Source organism: Levilactobacillus sp. FUA 3915 (genome assembly GCF_044053135.1).
GTDB classification, from domain to species: Bacteria; Bacillota; Bacilli; order Lactobacillales; family Lactobacillaceae; genus Levilactobacillus; species Levilactobacillus lanxiensis.
In genome coordinates, this window is the sequence record NZ_CP168704.1 from 1,591,050 (window position 1) to 1,607,746 (window position 16,697).

Sequence of the window (16,697 nt, forward strand, 5' to 3'; positions counted from 1 at the left end):
GTGAAACGACATATGGGCTACATCATTGCATTAGCCAATCAAAAGGGTGGCGTGGGTAAAACCACGACCGGCGTGAACTTAGGGGCCGCTTTGGCCACCGATGGCAAGCAAGTCTTACTTGTGGACACCGATGCCCAGGGTAACGCTACCAGCGGGGTCGGCATCCAGAAGGCCACCATTGAACAAGAAATTTACGATGTGCTGGTCAACGAGACGCCGATTCAAGACGCCATTTTACACACGGAACACCCCGGGTTAGACATCGTTCCGGCGACCATCCAGCTTTCTGGGGCCGAAATTGAGTTGACCCCGATGATGGCCAGAGAAACCCGGCTGAAGGCCGCTCTCGACGAAGTCCGGGACCAGTACGATTACATTTTGATCGACTGTCCCCCTTCGCTAGGCCTGTTGACCATCAACGCGTTCACGGCCGCTGATTCCATCCTGATTCCCGTGCAGAGTGAATACTATGCGCTGGAAGGGTTGACCCAGCTGTTGAACACCGTCAAATTGGTGCAAAAACACTTTAACCGCGACCTGAAGATCGAAGGCGTGCTCCTGACGTTGTATGACGCGCGGACCAACCTGGGGAAACAGGTCAATGAAGAAGTTAAAAAGTATTTCCAAAACAAGGTTTATGCCACAATTATTCCGCGTAACGTGCAATTAGCGGAGGCACCAAGTCACGGGATGCCAATCATTGATTACGCGCCAAAGTCTAAGGGTGCGGAAGTTTACTCTGAACTCGCAAAGGAAGTGCTAGCTGCCCATGGCAAGTAAGAAAGAGAAAAGTTTAGGACGGGGAATTGACGCGCTGTTTGCGGAAAATGGCGTGGATACCGCTGAAGAAACCGTTGTTGACCTGACGTTGGCCGACATCCGGCCCAACCCGTATCAGCCACGGCAGAAATTTGATAAGAAGGGGCTGGACGATCTGGCTGCTTCGATTGAAAAGACTGGGGTGTTCCAACCCATCATCGTCCGGCAACCGGACAAGACGTTGGAACGCTACGAGATCTTAGCTGGCGAACGGCGCTTCCGGGCGTCCAAACTCGCGGGTAAGACCACAATCCCGGGCATCATCCGTGACATTACCGAGGAACAGATGATGGAGATCGCCGTGCTGGAAAACCTCCAACGCGAAGACCTCACGCCATTGGAAGAAGCCGAAGCCTACGATACCTTGATGACCAAGCTCACCTTGACGCAGGCCCAGGTCTCCGAACGCTTGGGCAAGAGTCGGCCATACATCGCCAACTACCTGCGTTTGCTGGGATTGCCCAAGGCGGTCAAAGACATGCTGCAACACAACGAGCTGTCGATGGGTCAGGCCCGGACGCTGCTGTCCTTAAAGGACAAGACTAAGTTGGTGGCGTTGGCCAAGAAGGCCGTGGCCGAGGGGATGACCGTTCGCGCGGTCGAAGCCGAAGTCAACAAGCTGAACGGTGCTGCTAAGAAATTAGCCAAGAAGCCCGCCAAGAAGAAGTCCCCGTTCCTCCGGTCGACTGAAAATCAATTACAAGAACGGTTCGGGACCCAGGTCTCCATCAACGAGGCCCTGAACAAGGATCATCAAGGTCGAATTGAAATCGAATATCTGTCCAATGATGATCTGAACCGCATCCTAGATTTGCTGGACATCCACTTAGATTAGCGAGCATTGGAGGGAACGCCATGTACGATTTAGGTGATTTGGTAGAAATGAAGAAGGCCCACCCCTGCGGCACCAACCGCTGGGAAATTACCCGGATGGGCGCGGATATCAAGATCAAGTGTACCAACTGCGGCCACGTTGTCATGTTGTCACGCCGTGAGTTTGAGAAGAAATTGAAAAAGGTGCTGGTCAAGGCCGACGCCAATAATGGAAAGAGTGAATAATTGTTATGTCATTAACTGCAGGGATCGTTGGGCTACCAAACGTTGGGAAGTCCACGTTATTTAACGCGATTACAAAGGCTGGGGCCGAAATGGCGAACTATCCTTTCGCCACGATCGACCCAAACGTCGGCATGGTGGAAGTCCCAGATAGCCGGTTAGACCGTATTCAAGAACTAATTCCAGCGAAAAAAGTTGTGCCCACCACGTTTGAGTTTACCGACATTGCCGGGATCGTTAAGGGTGCCAGCAAGGGTGAAGGTCTCGGGAACCAATTCCTGGAAAACATTCGCCAGGTCGACGCCATCGTCCACGTTGTACGGGCCTTTGACGACGACAACATCACCCACGTTTCCGGGAAGATCGACCCAATTGATGATATTGAAACCATCAACCTGGAACTGGGTCTGTCCGACTTAGCCGCCGTTGACAAGCGGTTGTCTAAGGTTGAACGCGCTGCCAAGGGGAGCGACAAGGAAGCCAAGGCTGAATTGAATGTCTTGCAAAAGATCAAGCCCGTCCTCGAAGCCGGTGGGGCCGTCCGCACGATTGCCTTTGATGAAGACGAATTACCTATCGTGAAGGGCCTGTTCCTCTTGACCTCCAAGCCCGTCCTGTACGTGGCCAACATTGCCGAAGACGACATGGCTGACCCCGAAGACTCCAAGTACTTTGGCGTCATCAAGGACTACGCTGCCAAGGAAGGCGCCGAGGCCATTGCCGTGGCTGCCGAAGCTGAAGAAGAAATCGCCCAATTGGACGATGACGAGAAGCAAGACTTCTTGGAAGCCGAAGGGGTTGAAGAGCCTGGCTTGAACCGTCTGATTCGGGCCTCATACCACCTCTTAGGCCTGCAAACGTTCTTTACGGCTGGTGGTAAGGAAACCCGTGCCTGGACGTTTAAGACCGGCACTAAGGCCCCTCAAGCGGCTGGTATCATCCACTCCGACTTTGAACGTGGGTTTATCCGGGCCGAAGTCATGGCCTTTGATGCTTTAGACGAATTCGGTTCCGAAGCTGCCGTGAAGGAAGCCGGTAAGCTGCGGGTCGAAGGGAAAGACTACGTGATGGCTGACGGCGATATCGTCGAATTCCGTTTCAACGTTTAGAAGGGAAACAACTATAAATGAGTGATAACAAGCAAACGCCGCGTAACGCCGGTGTTCGTCAGGACCGCAATAGCGTGGCCGTGAACGAACGGGCGGCCTTCGACAACGTCGGGCTGACCAAGCGTAACGCGGACTACATGTTCCGGTTCAACAAGGCCTTAGACAAGACCAAGCTGAGCCCAGAAAAGAAGGCTAGTGCCGTTCAAGACATGGTCAACGAACTGGTTGAAGGCCAAAAGGCGGGGAAGACCGCCAAGAACCTATACGGTGACGTCGATGCTCGCGTGAAGGCTGTCGTTGACGGCCCCGTAACGGCCACGGCCGTTATCGGTGGTCCCAACTACTGGCCCAACATGATCTACAACGCGCTGACGTTCTTCATGATCTTTAACTTGATGTTCGGGATCATGTACCTCTTCAGTCCAAAATTGATGACCAGTAGCCAACCCGTTGGGATTACGGCGATCACAGTGAGTGCCGTTGTGGCTGGGTTTATCTTGCCCATCATGCCCCGGCTGTTCGATCCTAAGATCAAGCACAAGTACAACGGCTGGATTCGTGCCCTGTTCGTGCTGTTAGGGTTCATCGTCTGGATGGTTCTGTTCTACGCTGCCCAACTGTTACCTGGCGTCATCAACCCTGTGCTGATGCCTTGGCCAAGTATCATTCTGGGGGTTGTGTCCATTGCCCTCATGTACTGGCTCCGCCGCACCTACAAGATTCGTGGCGGGTTCTTCGGGTAAAAATTTGTTCAGTGCCTAGGGGCGTGCGGGAGCTGGTCGCTCCCTGCGGCGGTCCTGGGGCTGGAACGCTGGGGGGAGGACGCCCGGAGCCAAAGAGCGGTTTCCGGACTTGCTTTGAGCCGCTGAGAAGCGCGTCTCAAAGGCACCATTTACGCTGCTGCGCACCGTAAATCCCCCAGCTGAGCCCCGGCCGCCTCCGGTCGCTGATGTTGCGGTTCTCTGGCAACATTGGTTTGGCCCGAACCCGCCACGAGTCTGGTGGTGGGGGATGGTTGGGTGAAATTTGGCTGAGTGCTTCGGTGCACGACAGCTGGTTGCTCCCTGCGGCGATCCTGGGGCTGGAACGCTGGGGGGAGGACGCCCGGAGCCAAAGAGCGGTCTCCGGACTTGCTTTGAGCCGCTGAGAAGCGCGTCTCAAAGTCACCATTTACGCTGCTGCGCACCGTAAATCCCACAGCTGAGCCCCGGCCGCCTCCGGTCGCTGATGTTGCGGTTCACTGGCACCATTGGTTTGGCCCGAACCCGCCACGAATCTGGTGGTGGGGGATGGTTGGTGGGTGTTTGTGCTCGCCGACTAGGGTGGCTGGACTTGCTAACTAAATAAATGATGGTTGAGACGGACTTAACAGTCTTCAGCCAGTTAAACGAGTAAGGGATTCCAGATTGGGATTGCTTGCTCGTTTTTGTTTTGTTCTGCGGTGGCTAAGGAAAGTGGGATAACCGTGCCGGTCCCGACAGTAGGCTCAGAGTGACTACATTGGCCTGCCTCTGGTCACTCTTGCGATAGAACTTTATAGTGGCCAACGATTGGAGTCCAGAAAAGAATAAACCTGTAGACTGGGTGTTCTGTAGTCTGCCGGGAAAACCGACCAGAGGGCCAAAACCGTGTTAGCCGCAGGGATGGTGAAAATGGGTTCAGCCGTGGGACTTCCCTTAGTGGTGGGCTTGGCCGCTTAGGGAAGTGCTATCTTTGAGACGCGGTCCTGGCGGCTCAAAGTAAGTTTGGAGACCGCTCTGTGGCTCCGGACGTGCGCCCACAGCGTTCCGACCCATTTTCACCATCCCGGAGGCGAGTCAGTTATGCAACCGGGGGCGCTCGTTTAGTAAGGCAGCAGACCTAAGTGAAAAAAGATTTTTGCGACAGGTTTTAAACGACGTCGCGCGTGAGTGTCTTACCCCCTTAGACAAAATCCACGGGGCACTAAGGATGCCGCAAACGCCTGATACTTAAGGCCTGACGCCATTTACAGTCGCACTTTCATTTTCCTAGTGAAACCTGAAAGACGGATGCTTGACCCTTTCTTTCGATGGCACTATGATGCTCACAAGTAATCGAGCTAGAGAGTAGTTCGACGAAAAATATGTCATCATCTCGGGGAGGATTTCTTATGAAGAAAATCTTTGGGTATGTTTTAGGTTTGGTTGCGGCGCTGACTTTTGCCGGGGCGATTGCCACGACCGCGAACGCTGACGGGAGTAGTGCGGATGCGGCGAGTGGGAGTTCAGGCAGCGATGCCGCGGCTAGCGGATTAGTCGTGCCACGGGGCGGCACAGATACCGGCGCCGGTGCGGGCTCAAGTAGCGCAATCATTGCGTCCGACAGCTCCAGTGCGGTTGCCAGCAGCGAATCCGCCGCTAGCAGTTCAGCCGCCAGCAGCTCCTCCGCAATTTCAGAATCGCAGAAGCCATTGCAAAAACCAGCTAAGGCCAAGGTTTTAGCTAAGTCCAAGCGCGTTAAGCTCCGCAAGCACTACCGCAAGGATGCCCGGATTCTCTACCTGGAAAAGGGTCGCAAGGGTGAAAAGATTGAATTGCTGACTCGCAAGGGCAAATTGGTTAAGAAGTACACGGTCAAGAAGAACGGCAAATTCGACATTCGCTTGACCAAGAAGGAAGCTAAGAAGTTAGCCAAGGGCGAAAAGAGCTTTTTGATCAAGGTTAAGGCCAAGGGTTACAAAGCTTTCGAAGTCGTGGTTAAGATTTACTAGCTTGCTAGTGAAAAGGCGCGGGTGACCGCGTCTTTTCTTATGGCGTCAGATCGATTGTTAAGCGAACTAATGGGGAGGGGCAACCATTATGGAACGCATTAGATTAGTGCTGCATAAGCGCAGCGCCCAAGTATTTGGCTTGTTTACCATTGTCGGGGCTTTCATCATGACCTTCTGTTCGTACACCTCCCCGGCTTACTACTTCGATGTATCGCCGGACAACAACGCCTTCTTCACGGTCGGCAAGGCCATGATGCACGGCATTGTGCCCTACAAGGACATTTTTGAGCAAAAGGGCCCGTACGTCTATTTCCTGCACGGGCTAGCCTACCTGGTGAGCCATCGCAGTTTCGCCTTGATCTTCGTGTATGAAATTGCGACGCTGGTGGCCGCGATGTACCTGGTCTACCGGATTGCCAAGTTGCTGGACACTCATGAGCTACCGGCGTTATTGACGGCCTTGCTGTCGCCGGTCCTGTTCCTGTACCACCCGTACTACGATTACGGCGACACCGTGGAGTTCTTCACGCTGCCATTTCTGCTCTCATTGATTTATCTGATTCTGTTGCTGGACCGCCACGATTTGACCGTTAGTCATTGGTGGTACGTCGCGCAGGGCGCGCTGGTCGGCGTGGTTTTCCTGTCCAAGTACACGCTACTGGGCGCCTGGATCGTCTTTTACCTGGTGATGCTGGTCACCCGGCTGGTTAAACGCCAGTGGCGGGTATTGGGCGAACTGATTGGCTGGAGCGCGGCGGGGTTCCTGTTGACGACGGTGCCGTGGCTGGTTTATTTCCTGGTGACCAAGAGCCTGGGGGCCTTCATCAACGTCTACATCCTGTTCAACACCAAGGTGTACCTGACCTCGTCGGTGGCCTTCTTCGCCAACTTGATTCAGTCGATGGCGTTGGTGTCCCAATTTTACCTGAGTAACGTGCTGTTCTTCCTGCTGGGCGTGGTGGGGACGCTGGTGGTGACCTTCGAACGCGGCGTCTTCCACAGCAACTTCACCCGGGGACTCTACCTGGTGGCAACGCTGGGCAGCGATATGTTCGCCCTGTACGGCTACCAGGCCGGGGCGGTGTACCAGTATTATGAATTGATTTATTTCGCGAGCTTCGTGTTGCCGTTCGCAGTGTTCTGCCAGCTGCTGTTCCGTCACCTGAGCTTGCCAAATGGGGATGACAGCTTTGCCATCCTGGCGACGCTGGTGATTGGCTGGTTCCTGGTGCTCGGCGTCAACAACAACGTGACCAACTCGAAGGTCTTTCCCAACAATGCGTCGGTCACCGAGGAGACGACCAGCGTGCCGCAACAGCCGGCCCAGGTGGACTTCGGCAATTACATGCGGCAGAGTGGCTTGCCTCTGACGCTGTTAAATTACGGGTCAATCGACATGGGCTTCTACACGGCCTCCGGGGCGGTGCCGTCGACGTATTACTTCCAGAATTACAATATCGCCCAGAGTGCGGCACCCCAGATTCTGCGCTCACAGGTCGATCAGATTCGCCAGCACAAGGTCGAATGGGTCGTCCTCAACACGCCAGCCGGCAAGACGGTTCGCGAGTGGCAGGGCGGTGGCGGCCGCATTACCAGCGGCAACCTGAACCCGGGCACTAGCAAATTAGCCAAGACGCTGTATCGCAATTACCTGCCGGTGGGGAAGCATACGCAGGTGTTTGAAGGGGTGAGCGTGACTTATTGGTTGTTTGAACGAAAGTAAGGTTGGCTAAACCTTTCCGTTCCCGGCGGCGGATTCAACTTGCCCTGCTGTGGGACCCGGTTCCAGCCTGTGAAGCGGTCTTCCACCTCGCCTTGAAGCCTGGAAAGACACCAGTCTCCAAGGTCGGTCCATGGCCTAAGCTGAGAAAATCACTCAGCTAATGCCATCGACACAGCTGGTCAGGTTGACCCGCCTCTGGTCACTCAGTTTTGCGCGCTTACTTTCAGTAGTTTTGTGAGTTGATAGTATGTGGTTCACCGATTCACGCTTTTTTTGAAATATTTGCTTACTTGAAGTAACTAGAAATATCCACTTTATGAATATATTTGTTAGGAGAAACATTCTGAAATCATGGATGCTTCTCTTTTTTTATGTATAAATTCATTTTCAGTTAGGGGTCAAATTTTGAAAAATGGCGCCTTGATGTTTCTATAAATCGGGACTAGGGTGGAGGCGTAATCAACACCACAAATGGCTTGATTCAAATTTACATATTTTAGGAGGAATTTGATGAAGAAAGTTTATGGATACGCTTTAGCTTTGGTCGCCACCTTAACTTTTGGTGGGGCATTGGCAACGTCTGCGAATGCTGCGGATGATGATTCTGCAACTAGTACGCCTGCTGTGACAAACAGTGCAAACTCTGATAAGTCGGTAGCGGCTACTCCTGGTGAAACGGTTACTGGTACTGGCGACAACACTGGTAACACGGGTGCCGCAGCTGGTACTGGTGACAACACTGGTAACACGGGTGCCGCAGCTGGTACTGGTGACAACACTGGTAACACGGGTGCCGCAGCTGGTACTGGTGACAACACTGGTAACACGGGTGCCGCAGCTGGTACTGGCGACAACACTGGTAACACGGGTGCCGCAGCTGGTACTGGCGACAACACTGGTAACACGGGTGCTGTAGCTGGTACTGGTGACACTGGTACCACAACTAATCCTGGTACCACTACCACTACAACAACCACAACCCCAACAACCACAACCCCAACAACTACAAACAACACCGCAACAACCCAAAGCTCCAGCAGTGTGGCTTCCTCAAGTGCCAGCCAAGTAGCTGCCACCAGCAGTTCCAAGCCAGCTACGAAGACGACCAAGACGGTCAAGAAGACCACTAAAAAGTCTGCCAAGAAGACGGTTGCCAAGGCGAAGAAGATTCGTGCGCAGAAGACCTACACCAAGAATTCACGCCGCGTTCAGTTCAAGAAGGCCGTTAAGGGTAGCAAGGTCGTTTTGAAGAACAGCAAGGGTCAAGTGGTTAAGACCCTTAAGGTGAAGAAGTCTGGTAAGCTCAGCATCAAGTTGAGCAAGAAGCAAGCCAAGAAGCTGAACCGCACCAAGAAGAACAAGCATTACTTCACGGTCACGGTGACGCAGAAGGGCTACAAGCCTTACACCATCAAGTACACGATCAAGGCTTAATTTTCTAAATAAATGCGTAACCAATGGGTAGCTGTCTTCAACGGGCAGTTACCCATTTTTAGGCTTAATTATCTGGGCTTACATTAATTGCCAAGATAATTGAAAATGCCCCTTGACGGAATCATTTGAAAGAACTACGATTATTTAGTGATAAAACCGGTTTATGATTTTATTAGAATTACATATCTGGGAGGAATTTTTCATGAAGAAAGTATTTGGTTACGTTCTTAGTTTGTTAGCCGCATTAACGTTTGCTGGTGTCATTGCTACGACTGCTAACGCTGCCGGCAACAATGCCGCAGCTACTAGTGGTAGCGGTAGTGGTGTTTCTAGTGTCGTTGCTTCAAGCAGTTCCAAGAAGGTTGCTAAGAAAGCAACTAAGAAGACTGTCAAGAAGTCAAAGCGCGTTCAACTGAGCAAGAAGTACAAGAAGAATGCTCGTAAAGTTTACATCAAGAAGGCTACCAAGGGTTCAAGCATTGCTTTGAAGAACAGCAAGAAGCAATCCGTTAAGAAGTTCTCCGTTAAGAAGAGCGGCAAGAAGACCTTGAAGTTGACCAAGAAGCAAGCTAAGAAGCTTAACAAGGGTAAGAAGTTCACCATGACTGTTACCAAGAAGGGCTACAAAGCTTACACTGTTAAGGTTACCATCAAGAAGTAAAGCTTTTTAAAACAAGCATTGAGGAGACGTGGCAGAACCACGTCTTTTCTTTTCTCATTTTTTAGGAAAAGGAGTCGGGTCCGTGTACTTACGAATCAAGGAAAAAATGCAGCGCCACGAAACTCAGTATTTCATCTTACTTGCGTTCATTGGGATTTTTATGATGGCGTTTTGTTCCTACACCTCACCAGCGTATTACTTCGACACCTCGCCGGATAACAACGCCTTCTTCACGGTCGGCAAGGCCATGATGCACGGGATTACGCCGTACAAGGACATCTTTGAACAGAAGGGGCCCTACGTGTACTTCTTACATGGGTTGGCCTACCTGGTCAGTCACCGCAGCTTCATCCTGATTTTCGTGGTGGAAATCGCGGTGTTGGTGGCGGCGATGATCTTAACGTTTAAGATTGCCCGGGTTATGAAATTAGCCGAGCTACCGGCGTTTCTGGTGGCGATGCTCTCGCCCATGCTGTTTCTCTACCATCCCTACTACAATTACGGGGACACGGTGGAGTTCTTTACGCTACCGTTAGTGCTGTCGTTGATCTACCTGATTTTCCTGCTAGACCAGCACCAGCTAACGGTCAGTCCGTGGTGGTTCTTCGCGCAGGGGTTATTTGTCGGGATTGTTTTCCTGGCCAAATACACCCTGCTGGGGGCGTGGATCGCCTTTTACCTGGCCTATGGCGGCTACCTATTGGTCAAAAAGCAGTGGCGGTTACTGGGACAGCTCGTCCTTTGGAGTGGGGCGGGCTTCCTGCTGGCGACGGTGCCCTGGTTGATCTACTTCCTGGCGACCGGGTCATTGGGTTCCTTTATTAATGTCTATATTTTATTTAATACCAAAGTTTATATGACCTCGTCCGTGTCATTCTTTTCCAACTTGATTCAATCGACCATCTTGGTGGCCAATTTCTACCTGAGCGACGTCTTTTTCTTCCTGTTGGGGGTCGGTGGCACGCTGCTGATTCTGTTCCAACGGACGATTTTGAAACGACGCCTGACGCGGGTACTGTACCTGTTGGTCTTCTTGGGGACCGACCTGCTGGCACTTTACGGCTACCAAACGGGCTCGCTCTACCAGTATTATCAGTTGGTCTACTTTGCCTTCTTCGTGGTGCCATTTGTTTATTTCCTGAACCTATTTTTCAACTGGGTCCGGCTGCCGTCCGTGGATGATCCGTTTATCATTTTAAGCACCCTGGTACTCAGCTTTTTCCTGGTGCTGGGGGTGAATGACAACGTGACGGTCTCCCGGCTATTTCCGAACAATGCGGCGATTACCAAACGTAGCACACGCAAGCCGCAACAGCCCGCGCAGGTGGAGTTTGGCAACATCATGCGCCAACGGTCCGCGCACCCAACCCTGTTAAATTACGGGTCAATCGACATGGGCTTCTACACGGCGGCCGATGCCGTGCCAACCACCTATTATTTCCAAAATTATAATATCCCAGAGAAGGCGGCTCCCCAGATTCTGCGGTCCCAACGACGCGTGATTCAGCGTCATCAGGTCCAGTGGGTCGTCTTGAACACGCCGACCAAGCAATCCGTGCGTGAATGGGAAGGGAACAAAGAAATTCCAGGCCGCATTTCCAGCGGGAACCTGAACCCCGGTACGGCCAAGCTGGCGAAGTCGCTCTACCGGCATTACCGGCTGGTCAAGACGCATCGCCAGGTCTTTGAACAGGTCGACGTGAAGTACTGGCTGTTTGAGCGAAAGGGGTAAGCAAACATGTCAACGAATGACACGGCAAATGGGCCGTCCCGGTCAGATTGGTTGCGACGGTACCGCTGGCTGTTAGAGTTGGGTCTGTTTGGCTGCCTGAGCCTCTTCTGGCTCTTTTTGTGGGCGGCGCAGGGGAAGATTTATCTCGGGGATGACCTGGGCTTTCACTTAAACCGCGTTCAAGGTCTTTATCAGCAAGTAATTTCGGGTCACTGGGGCTTGGGGCACATCGCCACGACCACCTTTCAGGGGTGGGGCTACCCGATCAATCTGTTTTACCCGGCGTACACGCTACTGCCCATGGCCATTCTACAAGTCTGGTTCGGCGGGGTGCACGCGTACGCGATTTTTCTATTTCTGATTACGCTACTCACCCTGTACACGACCCGATTCGTCGGGCAACGGGTACTGGGGAGCTACTACCAGGGCCTACTGATGGCGGTGCTCTACAGCTTCTCACAGTACCGCGTGCTGGACTTCTTCGTCCGGGGCGCCTTAGCCGAGGGCATCGTCTTTGCGTTTCTCCCGCTGGTCTTTTACGGGGCCTATAGCATTGCCATCGGTGACGCACATCAGTGGTATTGGCTGACGCTGGGGATGGCGCTGATTGGCCTGACGCACGTGGTCTCGCTGATTTTGGCGTCCGTCTTGGTCCTGTTGACACTGGGACTCTTTTTCCTGAAACGAACGGGGCTCAAGCAACGACTGGGCGCCCTGTTCCTAGCAGTGGTCACGACCGGCTTACTGGATCTGACCTTCCTGGCACCACTGATGGAGCAGCTCCACCACATGAAGGGTCTTGGCGTCATGCAATTTCAACTGGCCAGCAGTGCGGTACAACCGTGGCCGTTTCTAGTCAACTCGGCAGTCAATCAAATGGGATCGAATCAAATCAACCTGGGTTGGCTGATGTTGATGCTCTTACTCCTGACGCTCGGCGTCTGCTGGAAATTTAACGGCGTGGAGCGCTACCTGGTTGGGTTAGCGGTCGTCTTCGTGTGGCTCGCGACGACCTGGTTCCCGTGGTCGCTATTTCAGGGGGTGCTGGGGACGATTCAATTTCCTTGGCGCTTCCTGGCGATTGCCAGCTTCCTGATTGCCTTAGTGGGAACCCGGGCGCTAGTACTGGTCTTGCCACGAAATACCCGCCACGTTCGGGGAGTCTTGCTGGCGGCCATGGTTGCCTTGGGCATGATACTAAATGTTGCGAGTTTTATTAACTACTTTCAAAATCCGTACAACAATGCGATTACACCCGAAAGTTATCACACGGTGGCAACGGACGTGGCCAGCACGGATTACGTCCAACCGGTTTCGTTGCCCGCGATGCCGGCGCTAAAAACGCACTCTATCGTGGTGATGAACCCAACGAAGGGGAAGACCACGCTACGGCAGACCAGTCGCCAGGTGGGGGCGGATTCATTTACCTACCGTCTCTGGAGTCGTCGTGCCCGGCGCCTGAAGCTGCCACACCTGGCCTATCCGGGTTACCAGGTGACCGTCAATGGCCACCGGCAACCGTTGCGCCAGAACCGAATGGCCATTCTACTGGCCAACGTCAAGCAGGGGACCAACACCATTCGGGTGGCCTACGTGGCGACGCCGATGCAACGCGTGTCAGCGTGGATCTCTGCGTTGGCGTGGGTGGCGTTGTTGGGGTGGCTCGGCTGGAAAGCTTGGCGACGTCTACGTCAGTGAATGGGCAATTTGGTGGCTCGATAAATGCCGTTTAAAGTAGTTCGTCACCTGACCAATTTAATCACTGCCGTTAATTACTCCATGATAGTTCAATGAGAAGCCTTGACCTGAATGGCCTAGACTGGTAAATTAAGAAACAATATCTCCCAGGATTCCTAACCGAGCCTGAGACTAAAATTAAGAGGAGCGATATCAACTATGTCTAATTGGGACACGAAGTTTGCTAAAGAAGGATTCACTTTTGATGATGTTTTGTTAATACCCGCTGAAAGCCACGTTTTACCGAATGAAGTCGATCTGAGTGTCCAATTAGCCCCGAACCTCAAGCTGAACGTTCCGTTTTTAAGTGCCTCCATGGACACCGTTACTGAAACCAAGATGGCTACGGCCATGGCGCGTAAGGGGGGCCTTGGGGTCATCCACAAGAACATGAGTGCCGACGACCAAGCACAAATGGTCGCTGACGTGAAGGCTATCGAAAACGATGCTAGCCAATTTCCAAAGGCTGCGGTCGACGCGAACAACCATTTGTTAGTCGCCGCTGCCGTTGGGGTCACGTCCGACACGTTCGACCGGGCCAGCGCCTTACTTAAAGCTGGCGCGGATGCCATCATCATTGACACCGCCCACGGTCATTCCGCTGGGGTGTTACGCAAGGTCGCTGAAATTCGCCAACAATTGCCAGATGCCACGCTGATTGCCGGGAACGTCGCCACGGGTGAAGGTACCCGGGCACTGTTCGAAGCCGGCGTTGACGTGGTCAAAGTGGGTATCGGCCCCGGTTCTATCTGCACGACGCGGGTGGTTGCCGGTGTCGGTGTGCCGCAATTGACGGCCATTTACGACGCTGCTCAGGTAGCCCGTGAATTTGGCAAGCCAATCATCGCCGATGGTGGGATGAAGTACTCTGGTGACATCGTGAAGGCCATCGCTGCCGGAGGGAACGCCGTCATGTTTGGTTCCATGTTCTCCGGGACCGACGAAGCCCCTGGCGAAGTCATCGAAGACAACGGTAAGAAATTCAAGACGTACCGGGGGATGGGGAGCTTGGCTGCCATGTCCCACGGCTCAGCCGACCGTTACTTCCAAGGTGGCGTCAACGAAGCCGATAAGCTGGTGCCAGAAGGTATCGAAGCCCGCGTGGAATACAAGGGTAGCGTCAACGACATCATCTTCCAAATGGTTGGTGGTCTGCGTTCCGGGATGGGTTACACCGGGAGTGCTACGATTCAAGATTTGATCAATGACGCACAGTTTGTTCGGATTTCCAACGCCGGCCTGATCGAGTCTCACCCCCACGACGTCCAAATCACCAAGGCAGCCCCTAACTACAAATAAAACCGTTTGGGGCGGGTCAAACTGAGCTTGGCAGCGCCTACCGGGCGATTTAAAATGGACCGGAACGCGGTGGGCAGGACGCTGGAAGCCTGAGAAGCGGTCTTCCAGCTTGCTTTGAGCCGAAGAACGCGTCTCAAAGTCACCATTTATCACGCGCACGCGCGTGATAAATCCCACGGCTGAGTCCATTTTAAACCGCCCTCACGGCTCCAACTGGTTTGACCCGCAACGGTTTTGTTTGTGGGTTGCCGCAGCCAGACGATTTGGCTGTGTGAATATGTAAATTTAAATTAGACGGAAGGCTAACTGGAATTTTCTGGTTAGCCTTTTTTGAGCGCAATTTGTGGGATTGGCAGGGGTGTGGCGTATACTTCAGGGCAAGTGAGGTGAGTCGGATGGCAACAATTTCTATTCGGGTGAGCGCCGCCGAAAAGGTGTGGTTACAGCGGATGGCTGAAGTTTATAGATTATTGTTGTCGGCATTGATTCTGACGTATTCCTTTGACCAACTTGAAACACCTATGATGCCTTGATAGCCGAGTCCGCGTACAAGTATTACCATGCTAAGGGCCAGTCGACCGTTTCGATGGCACAGGTGTTGGCTGAATTTGGTGGTGGGGATGAGCATAAATTATAGGTTCGTTGAGTGCGGTGCAACTTGCCAACCCGGCAAGCCCAATTGGGGCTAAACATGTGTGAGCCGCAGGGATGGTGAAAATGAGGCCAGCCGTGGGAGTTGCCTTAGCGGTTTACCGCTTAGACAACTGCTATCTTTGAGACGCGTTCTTCGGCTCAAAGTAAGTCTGGAGACCGGTTCCCAGGCTCCAGACGGGCGCCCACCGCGAACCGCTCTCATTTTCACCATCCCGGAGGCGCGTAAACCAGGTGAGGACTTAATCGGAGCTTAACGCCGGGTTGGCGAGTCGCCCGCAAATAGTGTAAGATTAAGGAATGGTAAAGTGCCTTACGCCCGACTAAAGGTTCGGGTTTTCCGGTCACGTCACGCGGTTTATTTGCTAGAATAGACGTAAACCTACGGGGAAGACCGCTAGTGTTATTACCTAGCTGTTAAAGGAGATTAGCCCAATTATGAAAATTTTAGTTGTCGATGATGATAAAGAAATTGCACAATTACTCGAAATTTATATTAAAAACGAAGGTTACGAACCCCTGACCGCCTACAACGGTAAGGAAGCGCTGACCAAATTACACACCACGCCGGACATTGCCTTGATGATTTTGGACATCATGATGCCTGAAATGAGCGGGATCGAAGTCATGAAGGAAGTTCGGAAAGACTCTCAAATCCCAATTTTGATTCTGTCAGCCAAGACCGGTGACATGGACAAGATTCAGGGATTGATTTCCGGTGCCGATGATTATGTCACCAAGCCATTTAACCCACTAGAAGTTATGGCACGGGTCAAATCATTGTTGCGGCGGAGCCAAGACCAAGTGACCGACGATGCGCCAGACGTTCTGGACATTGGGACCCTGACCATCAACAAGGATTCACACGAAGTCAAAACGATTGCCGGTAAGACGATTTCCCTGACGGCCTTAGAGTTCGGGATTCTCTACCTGTTAGCGAGCCACCCCAACCGGGTCTTCTCCGCTGACGAAATTTTCGAACGCGTTTGGCGGCAGGAAAGCATTGTCTCCGCTAAGACCGTCATGGTTCACGTGAGTCATTTGCGTGATAAGATCGAAGACGCGACTAACGGGGAAAAGGTCATCCAGACCGTCTGGGGCGTCGGCTACAAGATTGAATCACACTAATATTGGTTTAAAGATGGTTTAGTTGGTGCTGGTGCCTTACCGGACACGCAAATATGGCCGGAACGCTATGGGGAGGACGCCCGGAGCCAAAGAGCGGTCTCTGGACTTGCTTTGAGCCGCTGAGAAACGCGTCTCAAAGTCACCATTTATGACGCGCTTGCGCGTCATAAATCCCATGGCTGAGACATATTTGCGTGTTCTCTCGGCGTATACTGGTTTTTAATGGCCGCGAAAGTCGTGTGAGTCAAGCTGGTAGCTACTTGGTGTGTGCTTGCCGTTTTTGGCGGCAGCGTTCACTCGCGGGCTCATCCGGTGTGGTTGGCGTGGGTCACTTTCTACGTGGCCGTTCAAGTGGTGTCGCTCAGTTGCGGCCACCCGCCACCAAGCCAATGGGTGACACGCCCGCAACCATTTTCACGTGAACGCACCATCTGAGCCGGAGGAAGCCAGGTACGGAGACGGCTGTGTCGGTGGTGTTAGACCGAGTGATTTTCCTCGGCCTTACAGCACGGGACGACCTTTGAGACCTGCGTGAACTTCGCAGGGCTTAAAGTCGAGGTGGGAGCCCGCTTCTCAGGCGGGAACCGGCCCCACAGCAGGCGTAGTACCTGGAAGCC

The 16,697-nt window shown here is 53.0% G+C and carries 14 protein-coding genes; all 14 read left to right on the forward strand.

The genetic code is table 11. The annotated features are described in order from the left end of the window. The first annotated feature begins 12 nt into the window (after positions 1-12). Positions 13-780, forward strand: a complete 768-nt coding sequence (locus tag ACEPST_RS07495) for a ParA family protein (protein WP_125763884.1) — start codon at positions 13-15, stop codon at positions 778-780. Continuing rightward, entirely contained in the window at positions 770-1,654 is an 885-nt protein-coding gene (locus ACEPST_RS07500) for a ParB/RepB/Spo0J family partition protein (RefSeq protein WP_204121292.1), read from the forward strand. Before ACEPST_RS07495 ends, ACEPST_RS07500 begins: the two co-directional genes overlap by 11 nt. A gap of 20 nt (positions 1,655-1,674) precedes the next feature. Next, positions 1,675-1,878, forward strand: a complete 204-nt coding sequence (locus ACEPST_RS07505) for a DUF951 domain-containing protein (RefSeq protein ID WP_125763845.1) — start codon at positions 1,675-1,677, stop codon at positions 1,876-1,878. 5 nt (positions 1,879-1,883) lie between these two features. Then, the gene (ychF, locus tag ACEPST_RS07510; protein WP_203644262.1) at positions 1,884-2,984 is read left to right on the forward strand and encodes a redox-regulated ATPase YchF; all 1,101 of its coding nucleotides are present in this window, start codon (positions 1,884-1,886) and stop codon (positions 2,982-2,984) included. Between the two features lie 17 nt (positions 2,985-3,001). Further along, on the forward strand, positions 3,002-3,727 hold the full coding sequence (locus ACEPST_RS07515) for a DUF1129 domain-containing protein (RefSeq protein ID WP_204121291.1): 726 nt from the start codon (positions 3,002-3,004) through the stop codon (positions 3,725-3,727). A 1,388-nt stretch (positions 3,728-5,115) separates the two neighbouring features. Next, positions 5,116-5,715 (forward strand): hypothetical protein, encoded by a 600-nt coding sequence (locus ACEPST_RS07520; RefSeq protein WP_204121290.1) that lies wholly within the window; start codon positions 5,116-5,118, stop codon positions 5,713-5,715. Positions 5,716-5,803: 88 nt separating this feature from the next. Beyond that, a complete protein-coding gene (locus ACEPST_RS07525; protein WP_395390625.1) occupies positions 5,804-7,438 on the forward strand; it encodes a glycosyltransferase family 39 protein in 1,635 nt (544 codons plus the stop codon). Between the two features lie 510 nt (positions 7,439-7,948). After that, positions 7,949-8,872 carry a hypothetical protein gene (locus ACEPST_RS07530; protein WP_395390626.1) on the forward strand — a complete coding sequence of 308 codons (924 nt, stop codon included), beginning with the start codon at positions 7,949-7,951 and terminating at the stop codon, positions 8,870-8,872. A 202-nt stretch (positions 8,873-9,074) separates the two neighbouring features. Further along, the gene (locus tag ACEPST_RS07535) at positions 9,075-9,533 is read left to right on the forward strand and encodes a histidine biosynthesis protein HisIE (protein ID WP_125763833.1); all 459 of its coding nucleotides are present in this window, start codon (positions 9,075-9,077) and stop codon (positions 9,531-9,533) included. An 82-nt stretch (positions 9,534-9,615) separates the two neighbouring features. Continuing rightward, positions 9,616-11,265, forward strand: a complete 1,650-nt coding sequence (locus tag ACEPST_RS07540; RefSeq protein WP_395390627.1) for an ArnT family glycosyltransferase — start codon at positions 9,616-9,618, stop codon at positions 11,263-11,265. 6 nt (positions 11,266-11,271) lie between these two features. Then, positions 11,272-12,963 carry a hypothetical protein gene (locus ACEPST_RS07545; protein ID WP_204121289.1) on the forward strand — a complete coding sequence of 564 codons (1,692 nt, stop codon included), beginning with the start codon at positions 11,272-11,274 and terminating at the stop codon, positions 12,961-12,963. A 198-nt stretch (positions 12,964-13,161) separates the two neighbouring features. Beyond that, on the forward strand, positions 13,162-14,301 hold the full coding sequence (gene guaB / locus ACEPST_RS07550; protein ID WP_204121288.1) for an IMP dehydrogenase: 1,140 nt from the start codon (positions 13,162-13,164) through the stop codon (positions 14,299-14,301). 395 nt (positions 14,302-14,696) lie between these two features. Next, the gene (locus ACEPST_RS07555; RefSeq protein WP_239064511.1) at positions 14,697-14,834 is read left to right on the forward strand and encodes a hypothetical protein; all 138 of its coding nucleotides are present in this window, start codon (positions 14,697-14,699) and stop codon (positions 14,832-14,834) included. Positions 14,835-15,390: 556 nt separating this feature from the next. Then, complete coding sequence (locus ACEPST_RS07560; protein WP_125763821.1) at positions 15,391-16,080, forward strand: response regulator transcription factor; 690 nt, start codon at positions 15,391-15,393, stop codon at positions 16,078-16,080. Positions 16,081-16,697 lie beyond the last annotated feature (617 nt).

What these genes read in the sequence shown, in the direction of transcription:
- ACEPST_RS07495 (WP_125763884.1), top strand. Translation starts at nt 13, where the DNA reads ATGGGCTACATCATTGCATTAGCCAATCAAAAGGGTGGCGTGGGTAAA.
- ACEPST_RS07500 (WP_204121292.1), top strand. Translation starts at nt 770, where the DNA reads ATGGCAAGTAAGAAAGAGAAAAGTTTAGGACGGGGAATTGACGCGCTG.
- ACEPST_RS07505 (WP_125763845.1), top strand. Translation starts at nt 1,675, where the DNA reads ATGTACGATTTAGGTGATTTGGTAGAAATGAAGAAGGCCCACCCCTGC.
- ychF (WP_203644262.1), top strand. Translation starts at nt 1,884, where the DNA reads ATGTCATTAACTGCAGGGATCGTTGGGCTACCAAACGTTGGGAAGTCC.
- ACEPST_RS07515 (WP_204121291.1), top strand. Translation starts at nt 3,002, where the DNA reads ATGAGTGATAACAAGCAAACGCCGCGTAACGCCGGTGTTCGTCAGGAC.
- ACEPST_RS07520 (WP_204121290.1), top strand. Translation starts at nt 5,116, where the DNA reads ATGAAGAAAATCTTTGGGTATGTTTTAGGTTTGGTTGCGGCGCTGACT.
- ACEPST_RS07525 (WP_395390625.1), top strand. Translation starts at nt 5,804, where the DNA reads ATGGAACGCATTAGATTAGTGCTGCATAAGCGCAGCGCCCAAGTATTT.
- ACEPST_RS07530 (WP_395390626.1), top strand. Translation starts at nt 7,949, where the DNA reads ATGAAGAAAGTTTATGGATACGCTTTAGCTTTGGTCGCCACCTTAACT.
- ACEPST_RS07535 (WP_125763833.1), top strand. Translation starts at nt 9,075, where the DNA reads ATGAAGAAAGTATTTGGTTACGTTCTTAGTTTGTTAGCCGCATTAACG.
- ACEPST_RS07545 (WP_204121289.1), top strand. Translation starts at nt 11,272, where the DNA reads ATGTCAACGAATGACACGGCAAATGGGCCGTCCCGGTCAGATTGGTTG.
- guaB (WP_204121288.1), top strand. Translation starts at nt 13,162, where the DNA reads ATGTCTAATTGGGACACGAAGTTTGCTAAAGAAGGATTCACTTTTGAT.
- ACEPST_RS07555 (WP_239064511.1), top strand. Translation starts at nt 14,697, where the DNA reads ATGGCAACAATTTCTATTCGGGTGAGCGCCGCCGAAAAGGTGTGGTTA.
- ACEPST_RS07560 (WP_125763821.1), top strand. Translation starts at nt 15,391, where the DNA reads ATGAAAATTTTAGTTGTCGATGATGATAAAGAAATTGCACAATTACTC.